The following is a 12,851-nucleotide window of genomic DNA, read 5'->3' as shown; positions in this document are numbered from 1 at the left end:
CGCCGCCGGCGAGATATTCGCCCGCCATGTCATCGTCGTATTGCAGGACGCCGAGCGTGTGCGCTCCGAACTGAACGCGCTGCAGGGCCTGCGCACCGGCCATGTGGAAATCGCCACGGTATCCGGCGTCACCACCGATCTTCTACCTGGCGTGCTGGAGCAGCTGCGCGAACGCTATCCGCGGGTTACCGTGGGCGTCACCAGCCTTGGCTCGCAGGCGATTCCCGAGGCTGTCATCAGCGGCCAGGCGGACATCGGCCTGGCCTTTGCCCTGCCGCGTACTGCTGACTTGCAGCAGCTGGGCGTCGGCCACTTCCGTCTCGGCGCAATCGTTCCCCCCTCGCATCCGCTGGCCGAACGCGCCGAGGTGAGCTTCGCCACCTGCGCCGAATACCCGCTGATCCTGGCCAAGAGCGATCTGTCCATCCATCACCTGCTGGCGCCGCTGCTGGCGCGCACCCGCCCGCGACACAAGGCGCCGCTGGAAACCAGCTCCGTGGAGCTGGCCCTGCAGATGGCCAAGCGCGGTGCCGGGGTCGCCTTCCAGACGCACATCGGCATCGAAGCCGAGCTGGCCGGCGGCACGCTCGTGCACGTACCGCTGAACGATGGCGGCGCGGTGTTCAGCGACCTCGGCGTGTATGTGCGCAGCTCGCGTTACCTGCCGGTCGCGGTGGACGCCTTCGTTCGTGCACTGAGCGAAAAGATCGGCGAACGCGAAGCGGCTCAAGGTAGTCGATCGCCAACCGGTCGCAGCGGCGAAACCACGGTGCGCTGAACGTCCGCGGCAGATTTCGCTCTATTGAGCGAAGCCACTACCCCCGGAGTTGCCATTGAAATCGTCACGACTACTGGCCTTACCCGCCGCGTTGCTGCTGTCATTGCATACCCTCCCTTCCCTCGCCGCCGACGGCACACCGCTCGGCTGGGTGGAGCGTGGCAAGGTGCTTCCCGAGGAAGTCACGGTGAAGTTCAAGCTCGACACCGGCGCGCTGACTTCGTCGATGCATGCCGAAGACATCGAGTATTTCGAGCGGGACGGTGACGAGTGGGTCCGCTTCGATCTGGACCTTGAGGACATCGAACGGGACAAGCTGGTCAAATCGCGCATCGAGCGCAAACTGCATCGCGAACTGACCGTCCGCGGCGCCGGCGGCAAAGAGGATCGTCCGGTGGTGCTGATGAAGGTGTGCATCGGCGATCGCCTCCTCGAGGAGCAGTTCTCGCTCAGGGATCGCGATGAAATGCACTACCCCGTGCTGCTCGGCCGCCGCACCCTGGAGAAGCTCGGCCCGGTCGACTCGGCGCGCACGTTCACCATAGAGCCCAGCTGCTCAGAGCTGGCCACTCGCTGAGCCGCGGTGCCTCGAAGGTCGCCACGGCGATTAGGGCCGGCTGCACATTGCGCTGCGGTCAGCCCTGCGAGGCCATCGCAGTCTGCCAGTGCGTGCCGCTGGCGTGGCCGAGAAACGTGAACGGCACCGACCGAGGGCTGTCGAGATGACCAAATGGGCTGGCGATTTGCCGCCCCACCAGTCATAGCGAGAGGAGAGCACGCCTATGCAGCCCTACGTCAAATTCGGCGCAATGATTGCCACCTCGACGCTGGTCATGTTCGGCCTGATGTACCTGAACGTGTTCCAGACCGACCACATCCTGTTCAGCGAAACCCGCGCCTACATGGCGTTGATCATGGGCGCGGCCATGGCGATCGTCATGCTGGCATTCATGCTGAAGATGTATCCGCGGCGTGGGGTGAACATCGCCATTTTCGCCGGCAGCGCGCTGGTGTTCGTAGTGTCCTTGTGGCTGGTGCGCAGCCAGGCGACGGTGGACCAGGTGTCGTGGATGAAGGCGATGATTCCGCACCACTCCATCGCCATCCTCACCAGCGAGCGGGCGGATATCCAGGACCCGAGGGTGCGCGAGCTGGCGGACAGCATCATCGAGGCGCAACGCCGTGAGATCGACGAGATGAAGGCGCTGATCAAGGACCTCGAGGCACGCGACTGACCCAGGGCAGGTCGTACAGCACGGATCGCTGGCGCCGCCTGCTCAGGCGGCGCAGCCGACCTCCGATATAAGTTCATCTCGGGGGCTTTCGCGCGGTCTTATGGTATCGAAGCCCCGCGCGCCATCTCCGCTATTCCGCCCCATAGCGCGCCGCCATCCAATGCAATCTCCCGCAACGCGGACAAACAATAACGATTTGCATTTGAATTCGCGTTTATAGCTGCATAAGATGCACCGCCTCACCTAGCGGCGTTATGCACATGGATGCAGATCGACAAACAAAAACGGCTATTCAGCTGGCCACACTGATTAGCATGCTATCGATCGGCAGCCTGATGATGATCATGCCGCTCGGCCCGGATTTCTTCCGCGAACTGGACATGCCTGCCGACCGCATAGGGTATCTGGCTGGCGCCGCGACCTTGGCAGCCGCCCTCGGCTCGGCGCTCAGTGCTGCCTGGCTGGACCGCTTCGAGCGCAAGCCGGTGCTGCTCACCCTGCTCGTCCTGCGCTTCGCCCTGCTCGGTGCCTGCGCAGGTGCCTCCGACGCGCACCAGTTGACTTGGCTCTTCGTGCTCAGCGCATTCATCGCCGGCCCCCTGGGCGCGGTGCTGATGGCGAGCCTGCTCGATCTGATCCCGCCAGCCGAACGGGGCCGGCAGCTCGCCCGCCTAGCGATGGGTTTCTCCCTCGCCGCCATCGTCGTCACGCCTCTGGCGCTGGAACTCGCGCGCTGGCTGGGCTGGCGCGCGCCGATGCTGGGCGTTGCCGCGGTTGGCCTGGCGCTCGCGTTTGGCTGCCACATCCTCTTCCCCAATCCGCAACCACACCCACGCCCGCCAGGAGTGCTGCGCCCGCTGTTGCGCTCACCGCTGTGCCTGGGGGCACTGGCGCTTGTCGCATTGCAGATGTTCAGCCACTTCCTGCTGGTGCCGCACTTTTCCGCATTCTTCCAGTTCAATCTCGGCTTCGCCCGCGAACACATCGGCGTGCTCTACCTGTGCGGTGGGCTGGCCAGCCTGGCCGCCGTGCGTCTGGGCGGCAGCTGGATCGATCGCGGCCACGCCCGCCGGCTGGTCCTGAGCAGCAGCGGCCTGCTGGCACTGATCACGCTGCTCGGCTTCGCCCTGCTGGTTCCACTGCCGCTGTTGCTGGTGTTCAGCCTGTTCATGGCACTCAGCACATTGCGCACCAGCAGCACCACGACGGTCGCCGCGAGCATTCCGGCGCCCCATCAACGCGCCGCGTTCATGGCGCTGCACGGGTCCGTCAGCAACGTTGCCGCCGGCCTCGGCAGCCTGGCCTCCGCCGCCTACCTGGGTACGACTGCCGATGGCGAGCTGACGGGTTTCGAACACCTCGCAGGTTTCCACGTGGTCCTCACCCTGACCGCAGGCGCAACCCTGCTGTTACTGCTCGCCGCCCTACGACGCCATGGACACCTGCCAACACCTATAACCACAAGCAGGGCCTGAACCTGCAGCCGCACGCCTGATGAGACTTACATCCCGCATCGATCAAACCGCAATGGAGCCTGCAATGCCTTCTGTAAGAACCATCAGTCGTCCCCGTCACCTGCCGCTCACGCTACTCGGCGCACTCCTTCCGATGCTCGCCATCGCCAGCGAGCCGGTCACGCTGCAGAACGAAGTCATCACCGCCACCCAGACCGCCCACAGCGAACTCAGCGCGCCGGCGAGCGTGTCGGTGGTCACCCGCGACGACCTCGACAAGCTGCCGGTGTACAACCTCGCCGATGCGGTGAAATACCTGCCGGGGGTGTACATCAGCCCGTCGTCGACCTACGGCCGCAAGGAAATCAGACTGCGCGGGATGGATTCGGACTACACCCTGCTGTTGGTCAACGGCCGCCGCATCAACTCGCGTGAAGCCCTGGTCTCCAACTACGCCAACGACTTCGATCTGTCCTCGATCCCGATGGCCGCCATCGAGCGCATCGAGGTGATCCGCGGGCCGATGTCCTCGCTGTACGGCGCCGATGCCATCGGTGGCGTGGTCAACGTGATCCTGCGTAAACCGACCGCCGACACCAAGGCCGGCATCGCCTACGGCTACGAGCACCCGACCGAGGGTGATTCCGGTGACAGCCACAAGACCAGCGGCTACATCAGCGGCACGCTGATCGAGGACAAGCTGCTCGGCAACCTGATCGTCGAGGGCACCGACCAGGCTGCCTGGGGTTCGGACCAGACTACGTCGCCCCTGATTGATGCCGCCGAAAAACGCCAGAACGCCAGCGCCTACGGCAGCCTGAGCTGGCTGCTAGACGAGCGCCAGAGCATCGACCTCGACCTGAGCTATCGTGAGGACGACCGCAAGGGCACCTGGAGCAACTCGGGCTTCGCCTTTCCGACCAACGTTCAGGAGATGGAACGCAGCGCCTTCGGCCTGACCCACAACGGCAGCTGGGACGGCTTTAACTCGCGGGTCCGCTACTACTACGAAGACGTCGACCTGATGGACGATTCCGAGGTCATGACCGACCTGCGCGGCGGCCGCTTCAGCAACGTCAACCAGACCAACCATACGGTCGACGGCCAGGTGACCGCGTTCCTCGGCAACCACCTGCTGACCCTGGGCAGCGAACTGCGCCGCACCGAACTCAGCCACAGCAACAACCTCGGTTCGGAGATAGAGATCGATCAGCAGGCGCTCTACCTGCAGGACGAGTTCTCCCTGGGACAGCTGGATATCACCCTCGGCGCCCGCTGGGATGATCACGAAAGCTTCGGCAGCGAATTCAGCCCGCGCGCCTACGGCGTTTACAACCTCAGCGACAGCTGGGTGATCAAGGGCGGCGTGGGCAAGTCGTTCAAGGCGCCGAGCATTGCCCAATCCGATCCCACCTACGTGGAAATCGCCTGCCGTGGCTACTGCGTGACGGTCGGCAACGAGGATCTCAAGCCGGAAACCGCCACCAGCTACGAGCTCGGCACCTTCTACCAGAATGACCGCCTGCAGGCCGGCATCATGTTCTTCCAGACCGACATCGAAGACATGATCAGCACCGAAACGACGCGGCTGATTCGCGTAAACGGCCAGATCGTCGCCGCCGACCCGGTGCTGACCACCTACAACCAGCCCCATGTGCGGATCAAGGGTTACGAGCTGCAGGGCAACTACCTGCTGAGCGACCGCATCGGCCTGCGCGCGAACTACACCTACTCCGACGCCAGGGATCGCGACACCGACGAGCCGATCCGCAACTCGCCGCAGCATATCGCCAACCTGGGTGCCGACTGGCAGGCGCTGCCAAAGCTCGGCCTGAACCTGGATTACCAGTACACCGGCAGCCAGTACCTGTACGACGTGGCGCGCTCCGGGGCGTTCGAGACCGGTGCCTTCCACACCCTGAGCCTCGGTGCCCGCTACCAGGCCACCAAGCAGCTGACACTCAACGGCGGGCTCAACAACCTGACCAACGAGAAGCGCGACGAGATGGCTCAGGCCGTCGACAACATCCTCATGGGTCGCACGCTGTTCGTCGGTTTCGCCTACGACATCTGACGCCCCACCCGGCGGCGCGAGCCGCCGGGTTCACCTGGAGACGCGAAGTGAACCATGCGGACTGATCCAACGATGCCAGCGTTGCAGAAGGCCACGCTGATTGCCGGCGGCGGGCTTCTGCTCGTGCTGCTGACTCTGTCCCTGGCCACCGGTGCCGGCGTGTATGGTGCCGACGCCGTGTTCGGCTATCTGCTCGGCCAGCCCGACTATGTGGCCGACGACAAACTGGCCATGGTCGTCGATACCCTGCGGCTGCCGCGCACCCTCGCCGCGCTGGTGGTGGGCGCCAGCCTCGCAATCGCCGCCTCGCTGCTGCAGAGCGCGACACGTAATCCCCTGGCCGAACCCGGCCTGCTCGGTGTCAATGCCGGCGCGGTGCTCGGGCTGGTGATCGGCCTGATCTATTTCGGCGTCGAGTCGACCCGGGGCTACCTGCTCTGGTCCGGCGCCGGCGCCCTGCTGGGCAATCTGCTGGTGCTGGGCGTCGGCCTGATGCTGGGTCAGGCCAGCCCGCTGAAGCTGATCCTTGCCGGGGTGGCGCTCGGCGCGATCTTCGGCGGTCTGGCGAATTTCCTGCTGCTCTCCACTCGGGTGGCGCTGGAGCAATTCCGCTTCTGGAACCTCGGCTCGCTGTCGGCCTCCAGCCTCGATGCGGTCGGCACGGTCAGCCCGCTGGCCGTGCTCGGACTGGTGCTGGCGACGCTGCTCTGCCGTCAGCTGACGCTGATGCAGATGGGCGACAGCCAGGCCCGCGCGCTGGGCATCCATACCGGTTGGGTGCGCCTCGGCGTGCTGGCGGCATCCACCCTGCTCACCGCCTGCGCCATCTCGCTGGCCGGGCCGATCGGCTTTCTCGGTTTTCTCGCCGCCTATTGCGCGCGCCGCATCGAGCCGGTGGCACTGCTGCGGCAACTGCTGTTTTCCACGCTGTTCGGCATGCTCTTCCTGCTCGCCGCCGACGTACTCTCGCGCTGGCTGCTGCAGCCGTACGAACTGCCGGTCGGCACCCTGCTGGCCGCGCTCGGCGCGCCGGCGCTGATCGCCATCGTGTTGCGCGGCGGCTTTCGTTCCCTGTTGACGGTGAGGTAGCCATGACCTCCATCCCCACACCTTCCGGCGTCTGGACGCTGCGCCTCGGTGGCATCAGCCTGCTGCTGCATCGGCGCAGTTGGTTGATGTTCACCCTGCTCGTGCTGGTGCTGCTGGGCTTGACCGTCCTGGCGACCAGCCTCGGCAGCGGCCATCTGGGCGTGCGCGACGTCATCGCCACCCTCACCGGAAATGGCAGCAGGCTGCAGGAAATCATGGTCTTCAAGATTCGCCTGCCGCGGGTCGCCGCCGCGATCATCGCCGGGCTGGCCATGGGCATGGCCGGCTGCCTGATCCAGACCCTGGTACGCAACCGCCTGGCGACACCGGACATGATCGGGGTGAATGAGGGCGCCTCGCTGGCAGTGGTCGTCTTCGCTCTCTACCTGACCCTCGGCAACTGGCCATGGTGGGCGTCGCCACTCGGAGCCGCGCTGGCGGCCGCCGCATTGTTCGCCCTGTGCCGACGCCCCGGCGAGCAGGACTACCTGTTCATCGTCATCGGCATTGCGCTGTCGGAACTGCTCGGCGCCCTCGGCGAATTCGCCATGTCGACGCAACCCCTCGCTCACTTGGGCAGCATCTACCTGTGGACCATGGGCCACTTCGCCGGTGTCAGCTATCAGACGGTCAAGCCCGTCGCACTGCTGCTGTTGCTGCTCTGCCCGCTGATGGCGCTGGTCAATCGGCTGCTGGCGCTGCTGCGCTTCGGCGACGCCACGGCGCAGAACCTCGGGGTGAAGGTGCCGCTGGTCCAGCTCGGCGTGCTCGCCCTGGCAATCGTGGTGGCCGCGCTGGGTACGGCGATCGGCGGACCGGTGGTGTTCATCGCCATGGCCGCACCGATCCTCGCCTCCTGGCTGGCCCGCGACAGCCTCGCCCCGCTGTGGCTATCGGCGCTGTGCGGCGCGGTATTGCTGCTCGGCAGCGACACCCTGGTGCGGGTGCTCGCCCAGCCCGAGGAAATCCCAACCGGCATCATGACGCGGCTGCTCGGCGGCATCCTGCTGCTCGGCCTGCTGCTCAAGGACAGACGAGGAGCTGACTGATGACTGCCCTGCGCGCGGAAAACCTGCACTTCGCCTATCAGGACAAGGTCGTGCTCGACGACGTCTCCTTCAGCCTGCCCAGAGGCAAGCTGATCGGCATCGTCGGCCCCAATGGCAGCGGCAAATCCACGCTGCTCAAACTGCTCGCCCGCCAGCTGCCGCTGCAACGCGGCACCGTGGAGATCCACGGCAAGCCGCTGCTGGGCTACTCGCTCAAGGCGCTGGCGCGACAGCTGGCCTTTCTGCCGCAACGGCCGGTGCTAGCCGAAGGCATCCGCGTGGAACAGCTGGTGCAGTACGGCCGCCATCCGCACCAGGGCTGGTTCAACCAGTGGAGCGCGGAAGACGCCCGCCAGGTTGCACGCGCCCGCGAGGTGATGCAGCTCGATGCGATCTGGCAACGCAGCGCCGCCTCGCTCTCGGGTGGCCAGGCGCAACGGGCCTGGCTCGGCATGATCCTCGCGCAGAACACCGACCTGATCCTGCTCGACGAACCCACCAGCGCGCTGGACATCGGCCACCAGGCCGAGGTGATGGAAGCTGTGCACCAGATCGCCGCGGCCGGGCGCACGGTGCTGATCGTGATCCATGACCTCGGCGTGGCCGCCCGTTACTGCGATGAGCTGATCGCCCTGGCCGACGGCCGGGTGCAGGCCATCGGCCCGGCGCGGCAGGTGATGACCAAGGCCCTGGTCGACCGCCTTTACGACACCGACGTCGACATCCTTCCGGCCCCCGGCGACGGCGCGCCGGTGATCGTGCCGCGCCGCCGTACCCGTGCGCTCCAGCAACCCACTCTCCGAGAACACCCCGAAACGGAAGGTATGCAATGACCCTCAAGACCCCACGTCACCTGGCCGCCGCTCTGCTGGCCAGCCTGCTCGCCTTGCCCGCCCTGGCCGATACGCGCCAGGTGAGCGATGCCATGGGCAACACCGTCACCGTGCCGGAAGCGCCGAAGCGGGTGATCACCCTCAGCGAAATCGATCTGGATACCGCACTCGCCCTTGGCGTCACCCCGGTCGGCGCCATCAACGGCCGCGGCCAGGCCGCACCGCCGCGCTACCTCGAGGGCAAGCTGCCGGCGGACGTCCCGGTGGTCGGCGATCTGGACAATCCGAATCTGGAAACCCTGCTCGAACTGGAGCCCGATCTGATCCTCACCGGCCCGGTAAAGCCGGAGCAGCTGGCGATCCTCAACGAGATCGCACCGACCGTCATCACCTACAGTTGGGGTCGCCCTTGGCAGGAAACCATGCAGCGCACCGCACAGATCCTGAACAAGAACGCCGAAGCCAACGCCGTGCTGGACCGCTACCGCGCTCGCGTCGAACAGGCGCGCGAGCGGCTGAGCACGCATCAGGGCGAAACCCTCAGCATCGTGCGCTGGAATCCCAAGGGCCCCTCGTACATGTTCAAGGATGCCTTCGCCAGCACGGTCATCGAAGACCTCGGCCTCAGCCGCCCCGCCCATCAGCAGGACCCCGGCCACACCCACTCGATGGCACTGAGCCTGGAGTCACTGGAACTGCTGGATGCCGACTGGCTGGTGATCGGCACCCTGGCTACCAGCGGCGAGGCGGTCGAGGCCATGCGTCAGGCCGAACAGACCCCGGCGTTCGGCCAGCTCTCGGCGCTGCAGAGCAAACGCTTCGGCGCTGTCGACGGCTCGCTGTGGACGTCCGTCGGCGGTCCGCTGGCGGCACTGCAGGTGATCGAGGACGTCGAGCATCTGCTCGGCAAGGCGGATGCAGAGCCGGTCACAAAGGACTGAGCCATCCCCACGTCAGGCGGAAAACAGCAGCGCCTTGAGCCCGCTTTCGGGGCTGATGTCGGGAAACTCCGGCGGGTTTTCCAGGCGCTGCTCGAAGCGCAGCTGCGGCGCGTCGGCAGCCATGCCCTGGATCAGGAAGTCCGCGCCGATATCCGGGTCATTCACGCAGGCCAGCACCTGGCCGCCGCCGTCCAGCAACTCCGGCAGCTTGCGCAGGATCTTCTGGTAATCGCGGGTCAGGGCGAAGCTGCCCTTCTGGAAGGAAGGCGGGTCGATGATGATCAGGTCATAAGGCCCGAGCTTGCGCACCTTGCCCCACGACTTGAACAGTTCGTGGCCGAGAAAGCTCACCTTGCTGAGATCGTGACCATTCAAGCGGTGGTTCTCCCGCCCTCGGGTCAGCGCCGCGCTGGCCATGTCCAGATTGACCACGTGTTCGGCGCCACCGGCGATCGCCGCGACGGAAAAGCCGCAGGTGTAGGCGAACAGGTTGAGCACCCGTTTGCCCTGCGCGTGTTCCTGCACCCAATGGCGGCCGTAGCGCATATCGAGGAACAGGCCGTTGTTCTGCTTGCGCCCGAGATCGAGCTTGTAGCGCAGACCGTTCTCGCTGATCAGCCACTCGGCGGACACATCGCCCAGCAACGCCTCGGTCGGTGCATCCGGCAGATAGCGATGCTGCAGCAGCAAGCGCTGTGCCTGGCTCTGCTTCCAGGCCGGGGATTCGGTCAGCGCCATGAGCATCTGCTCTAGCGCCGCCCGTTCCGCCTCGCCCGGATCGCGGAACAGCGCCACCAGCACCACGCCCTGCAGCCAGTCGACGGTCAGCTGTTCGAGCCCCGGATAGCAGCGGCCGCGACCATGGAACAACCGCCGCGTCTCGTCGGGCACGTTGGTCAGCGCGTCGAGCAGGTGATTTTGCAGGGTGGTGAGGTGTTCGGGCGTCATGGGCAGGCATCGTCGGCAGCGTGGCCGCGCATTCTAAACGCAGCCGCCGCCGATGCCAGGCTTCAGATATCCAGGCAGATCTTGCCGAAGTGCTGGTTGGTTTCCTGATAGCGGAACGCCTCGACGATATCGTCCACGGCAAAGTGCTTGTCGATCACCGGGCGGATGCCGTTGGCGTCGATGGCGCGGATCATCTCCTGCTGCTGTGCGCGGCTGCCGACCAGCACACCCTGTAGACGCAGCTGGCGCACCAGCGCTGGCACCAGCGGCAGCTCGCCGGCAACGCCGGTGAGGATGCCGATCACCGAGATATGCCCTCCGATGCGCGCCGCCACCATCGACTGCTCCAGCGTCGCCGGCCCGCCGACTTCGATCACCTGGTCGACGCCGCGGCCATTGGTCATCTTGCGCACCGTCTCGCCCCAAGCCGGCGTGCTGCGGTAGTTGATCAGGTGATCGGCGCCCATTTCGCGCAGGCGCTCGAGCTTGGCATCGCTGGACGAGGTGGCGATGACCGTGGCGCCGGCCATCTTGGCGAACTGCAGGGCAAAGATGGAAACGCCGCCGGTGCCTTGGATCAGCACGCTGTCGCCGGGTTTGAGCTTGCCGTCGGACATCAGCGCGCGCCAGGCAGTGAGGCCGGCGGTGGTCAGGGTAGACGCCTCGGCATGGCTGTAGCCCTTGGGTGCATGGGTGAACGAGGTGGCGCGCGCGGTGACCATTTCCCGTGCATAACCATCGACGCCATCGCCCGGCACCGTGGCGAAACCCTCGATCAGCGGCTCACCGGCCAACCAGTCGGGGAAGAAGGTGCTGACCACCGCATCGCCAACGGCGAATTCAGTCACGCCCGACCCCACCGCCACCACTTCACCGGCGCCATCGGCCATGGGAATGCGCGGCTCGCTGGGGCCCCACATGCCGCTGACCACCGCGAAGTCGTGGTAGTTGAGCGAGTTGGCGCGCAGGCGCACGGTGATCTCGCCGGCCTCCGGTCTGGGGGCCTCGCTGGTGCCAACGATGACCCGGTCATAACCGCCGCCGGGCTGTACGAATATGGCTTTGTGGCTCATTGGAATTCTCCTCTGCTAACGGGATGACCTGCATGGGAACGGTCGGCAGCCGCATCGTTCGGCCTGCCGAAGCCTGCTGCGCATCGCTGCTCGAATGCGCGACAGCATAGCCAATCCGCCATCGACATGGCGGCCGCGAACTTACCTCCTTCGCCATCGTCGAAAGCGCGTTCGCCAATTGTCCACGGCTCGCCCGCAGGCAGCCGCACGAAACTGCCCAGCGCATCCGGAACAACTTCATGCCCCATCGCCCTGATCAACCGACGATCCTGCACAGCACCCTCGCCGCCGCACTCCTGCTCGCCCTGGCCACGCCCAGCCTGGCGGCCGAAACAGAGGCGCAGCTGGCCGCCCGCGACGCCGAGAACAAGCGCCTGACCGCCGAGCTCCTGGCCAAGCCGAACGAGCTGACCCAGCCGCTGGAAAGCAAGTACAACCACATCATCACCTACGGCCAGTCGCTCGCCTCCGCCGCCGAAGGCTGGCCAGCGCTCTCGGTGGCACCGCGCTACGACAACCTCATGCTCGGCCAGTCGCCACGCTCGGCTGCGTTCAGCGGCGCGGCGTTCAAACCGGTGGGCGAAGCGGCCTTCACGCCGTTGCGCGCCGTGGTTCAGCAGAAGAGCAACGCGGCCGTGGTGCTCGATGCAGAAAAGGTCGGCAAGCTCGCGCCGCAGGCGCAGGAAGAAGGCGAATCGGTGGAAGTCGGCGCGCTGAACATGGCACGCCGGCTCTATCTGCATCACCTCGGCCGCGACACCGATCCGGATCACCTGTTCGTCGCCAGCAACGCCTCGACCTCGGGCCGCTCCATTGCCCAGCTCTCGAAAACCGGCGGCACCAACGAATACCTGCGCGTGACCCAGGCCGTCGATCAGGCCAAGGCGCTGGCCGATGCGCAACAGGCCAGCTACAGCATCAGCGCGTTCTTCTGGTTGCAGGGCGAGTACGACTATTCCCACACCAACGGCGGCAAGAACGATCAGGCGTACTACAAGGCCAAACTGCGCCAGCTGCGCGACGACCTCTACGCCGACACCGCCAAGGCCATCGCCGGGCAGGAAAAGATGCCGGCCTTCTTCAGCTACCAGACCGACGCCAAATCCTCGGTCAAGGACGGTTCGCTCGCGGTCGGCATGGCGCAATGGGAACTGGCCCAGGAAGAACCCGGCTGGTACCTGGTCGGCCCGGTCTATCCCTACACCGACAAGGGCGTGCACCTGTCGGCGAACGGCTATCGCTGGTTCGGCCAAATGCTCGGCAAGGTCTACCATCGCGTCGTCATCGAGCGTAAGGGCTGGACCCCGCTCGCACCGCGCCAGGCCACGGTGGACGGCCGCGACGTGCTGATCGATTACCACGTGCCGCACCCGCCAT

12 protein-coding genes are annotated in these 12,851 nt (G+C 65.9%); 10 read left to right on the top strand and 2 right to left on the bottom strand.

Annotation, left to right across the window (positions count from 1 at the left end; genetic code table 11):
* The 9 genes from LO50_RS05880 to LO50_RS05840 all read left to right on the top strand — a co-directional run.
* Nucleotides 1–778, top strand: a 778-nt coding sequence (locus LO50_RS05880) for a LysR substrate-binding domain-containing protein (protein ID WP_044314413.1), incomplete at its 5' end; no start/stop codon positions are given.
* A 55-nt stretch (nt 779–833) separates the two neighbouring features.
* Complete coding sequence (gene rloA3, locus LO50_RS05875) at nt 834–1,355, top strand: retropepsin-like aspartic peptidase RloA3 (RefSeq protein WP_044314412.1); 522 nt, start codon at nt 834–836, stop codon at nt 1,353–1,355.
* A 205-nt stretch (nt 1,356–1,560) separates the two neighbouring features.
* Nucleotides 1,561–2,013, top strand: coding sequence for a DUF305 domain-containing protein (locus LO50_RS05870; protein WP_014821095.1), 453 nt, complete (start codon nt 1,561–1,563; stop codon nt 2,011–2,013).
* A 314-nt stretch (nt 2,014–2,327) separates the two neighbouring features.
* Nucleotides 2,328–3,488, top strand: a complete 1,161-nt coding sequence (locus tag LO50_RS05865; protein ID WP_336434161.1) for an MFS transporter — start codon at nt 2,328–2,330, stop codon at nt 3,486–3,488.
* Nucleotides 3,489–3,552: 64 nt separating this feature from the next.
* Entirely contained in the window at nt 3,553–5,541 is a 1,989-nt protein-coding gene (locus LO50_RS05860; RefSeq protein WP_044314410.1) for a TonB-dependent receptor domain-containing protein, read from the top strand.
* A 54-nt stretch (nt 5,542–5,595) separates the two neighbouring features.
* A complete protein-coding gene (locus LO50_RS05855) occupies nt 5,596–6,630 on the top strand; it encodes a FecCD family ABC transporter permease (protein WP_272867656.1) in 1,035 nt (344 codons plus the stop codon).
* A gap of 2 nt (nt 6,631–6,632) precedes the next feature.
* Nucleotides 6,633–7,679, top strand: coding sequence for a FecCD family ABC transporter permease (locus LO50_RS05850; RefSeq protein ID WP_044314408.1), 1,047 nt, complete (start codon nt 6,633–6,635; stop codon nt 7,677–7,679).
* Nucleotides 7,679–8,512 carry an ABC transporter ATP-binding protein gene (locus LO50_RS05845; protein ID WP_044314407.1) on the top strand — a complete coding sequence of 278 codons (834 nt, stop codon included), beginning with the start codon at nt 7,679–7,681 and terminating at the stop codon, nt 8,510–8,512. The genes LO50_RS05850 and LO50_RS05845 overlap by 1 nt, the downstream gene beginning before the upstream one ends.
* Nucleotides 8,509–9,453, top strand: coding sequence for an ABC transporter substrate-binding protein (locus LO50_RS05840; RefSeq protein WP_044314406.1), 945 nt, complete (start codon nt 8,509–8,511; stop codon nt 9,451–9,453). Before LO50_RS05845 ends, LO50_RS05840 begins: the two co-directional genes overlap by 4 nt.
* 12 nt (nt 9,454–9,465) lie before the next feature.
* Here the strand turns inward: LO50_RS05840 and LO50_RS05835 are convergent, their stop codons facing one another.
* Nucleotides 9,466–10,401 (bottom strand): class I SAM-dependent methyltransferase, encoded by a 936-nt coding sequence (locus LO50_RS05835; protein WP_044314405.1) that lies wholly within the window; start codon nt 10,399–10,401, stop codon nt 9,466–9,468.
* Nucleotides 10,402–10,463: 62 nt separating this feature from the next.
* Nucleotides 10,464–11,474 carry a zinc-dependent alcohol dehydrogenase family protein gene (locus LO50_RS05830; protein WP_044314404.1) on the bottom strand — a complete coding sequence of 337 codons (1,011 nt, stop codon included), beginning with the start codon at nt 11,472–11,474 and terminating at the stop codon, nt 10,464–10,466.
* Between the two features lie 239 nt (nt 11,475–11,713).
* On the opposite strand from LO50_RS05830, the gene LO50_RS05825 reads away from it, so the two are divergent.
* Nucleotides 11,714–12,851 (top strand): hypothetical protein (locus tag LO50_RS05825; RefSeq protein WP_044314403.1); only part of this gene is annotated, 1,138 nt, incomplete at its 3' end.

This window comes from Stutzerimonas stutzeri (genome assembly GCF_000935215.1).
Taxonomy (GTDB): domain Bacteria; phylum Pseudomonadota; class Gammaproteobacteria; order Pseudomonadales; family Pseudomonadaceae; genus Stutzerimonas.
This window is presented reverse-complemented; position numbering and strand designations above follow the sequence as displayed.

What these genes read in the sequence shown, in the direction of transcription:
- LO50_RS05870 (WP_014821095.1), top strand. Translation starts at nt 1,561, where the DNA reads ATGCAGCCCTACGTCAAATTCGGCGCAATGATTGCCACCTCGACGCTG.
- LO50_RS05865 (WP_336434161.1), top strand. Translation starts at nt 2,328, where the DNA reads ATGCTATCGATCGGCAGCCTGATGATGATCATGCCGCTCGGCCCGGAT.
- LO50_RS05860 (WP_044314410.1), top strand. Translation starts at nt 3,553, where the DNA reads ATGCCTTCTGTAAGAACCATCAGTCGTCCCCGTCACCTGCCGCTCACG.
- LO50_RS05855 (WP_272867656.1), top strand. Translation starts at nt 5,596, where the DNA reads ATGCGGACTGATCCAACGATGCCAGCGTTGCAGAAGGCCACGCTGATT.
- LO50_RS05850 (WP_044314408.1), top strand. Translation starts at nt 6,633, where the DNA reads ATGACCTCCATCCCCACACCTTCCGGCGTCTGGACGCTGCGCCTCGGT.
- LO50_RS05845 (WP_044314407.1), top strand. Translation starts at nt 7,679, where the DNA reads ATGACTGCCCTGCGCGCGGAAAACCTGCACTTCGCCTATCAGGACAAG.
- LO50_RS05840 (WP_044314406.1), top strand. Translation starts at nt 8,509, where the DNA reads ATGACCCTCAAGACCCCACGTCACCTGGCCGCCGCTCTGCTGGCCAGC.
- LO50_RS05835 (WP_044314405.1), bottom strand. Translation starts at nt 10,401, where the DNA reads ATGACGCCCGAACACCTCACCACCCTGCAAAATCACCTGCTCGACGCG.
- LO50_RS05830 (WP_044314404.1), bottom strand. Translation starts at nt 11,474, where the DNA reads ATGAGCCACAAAGCCATATTCGTACAGCCCGGCGGCGGTTATGACCGG.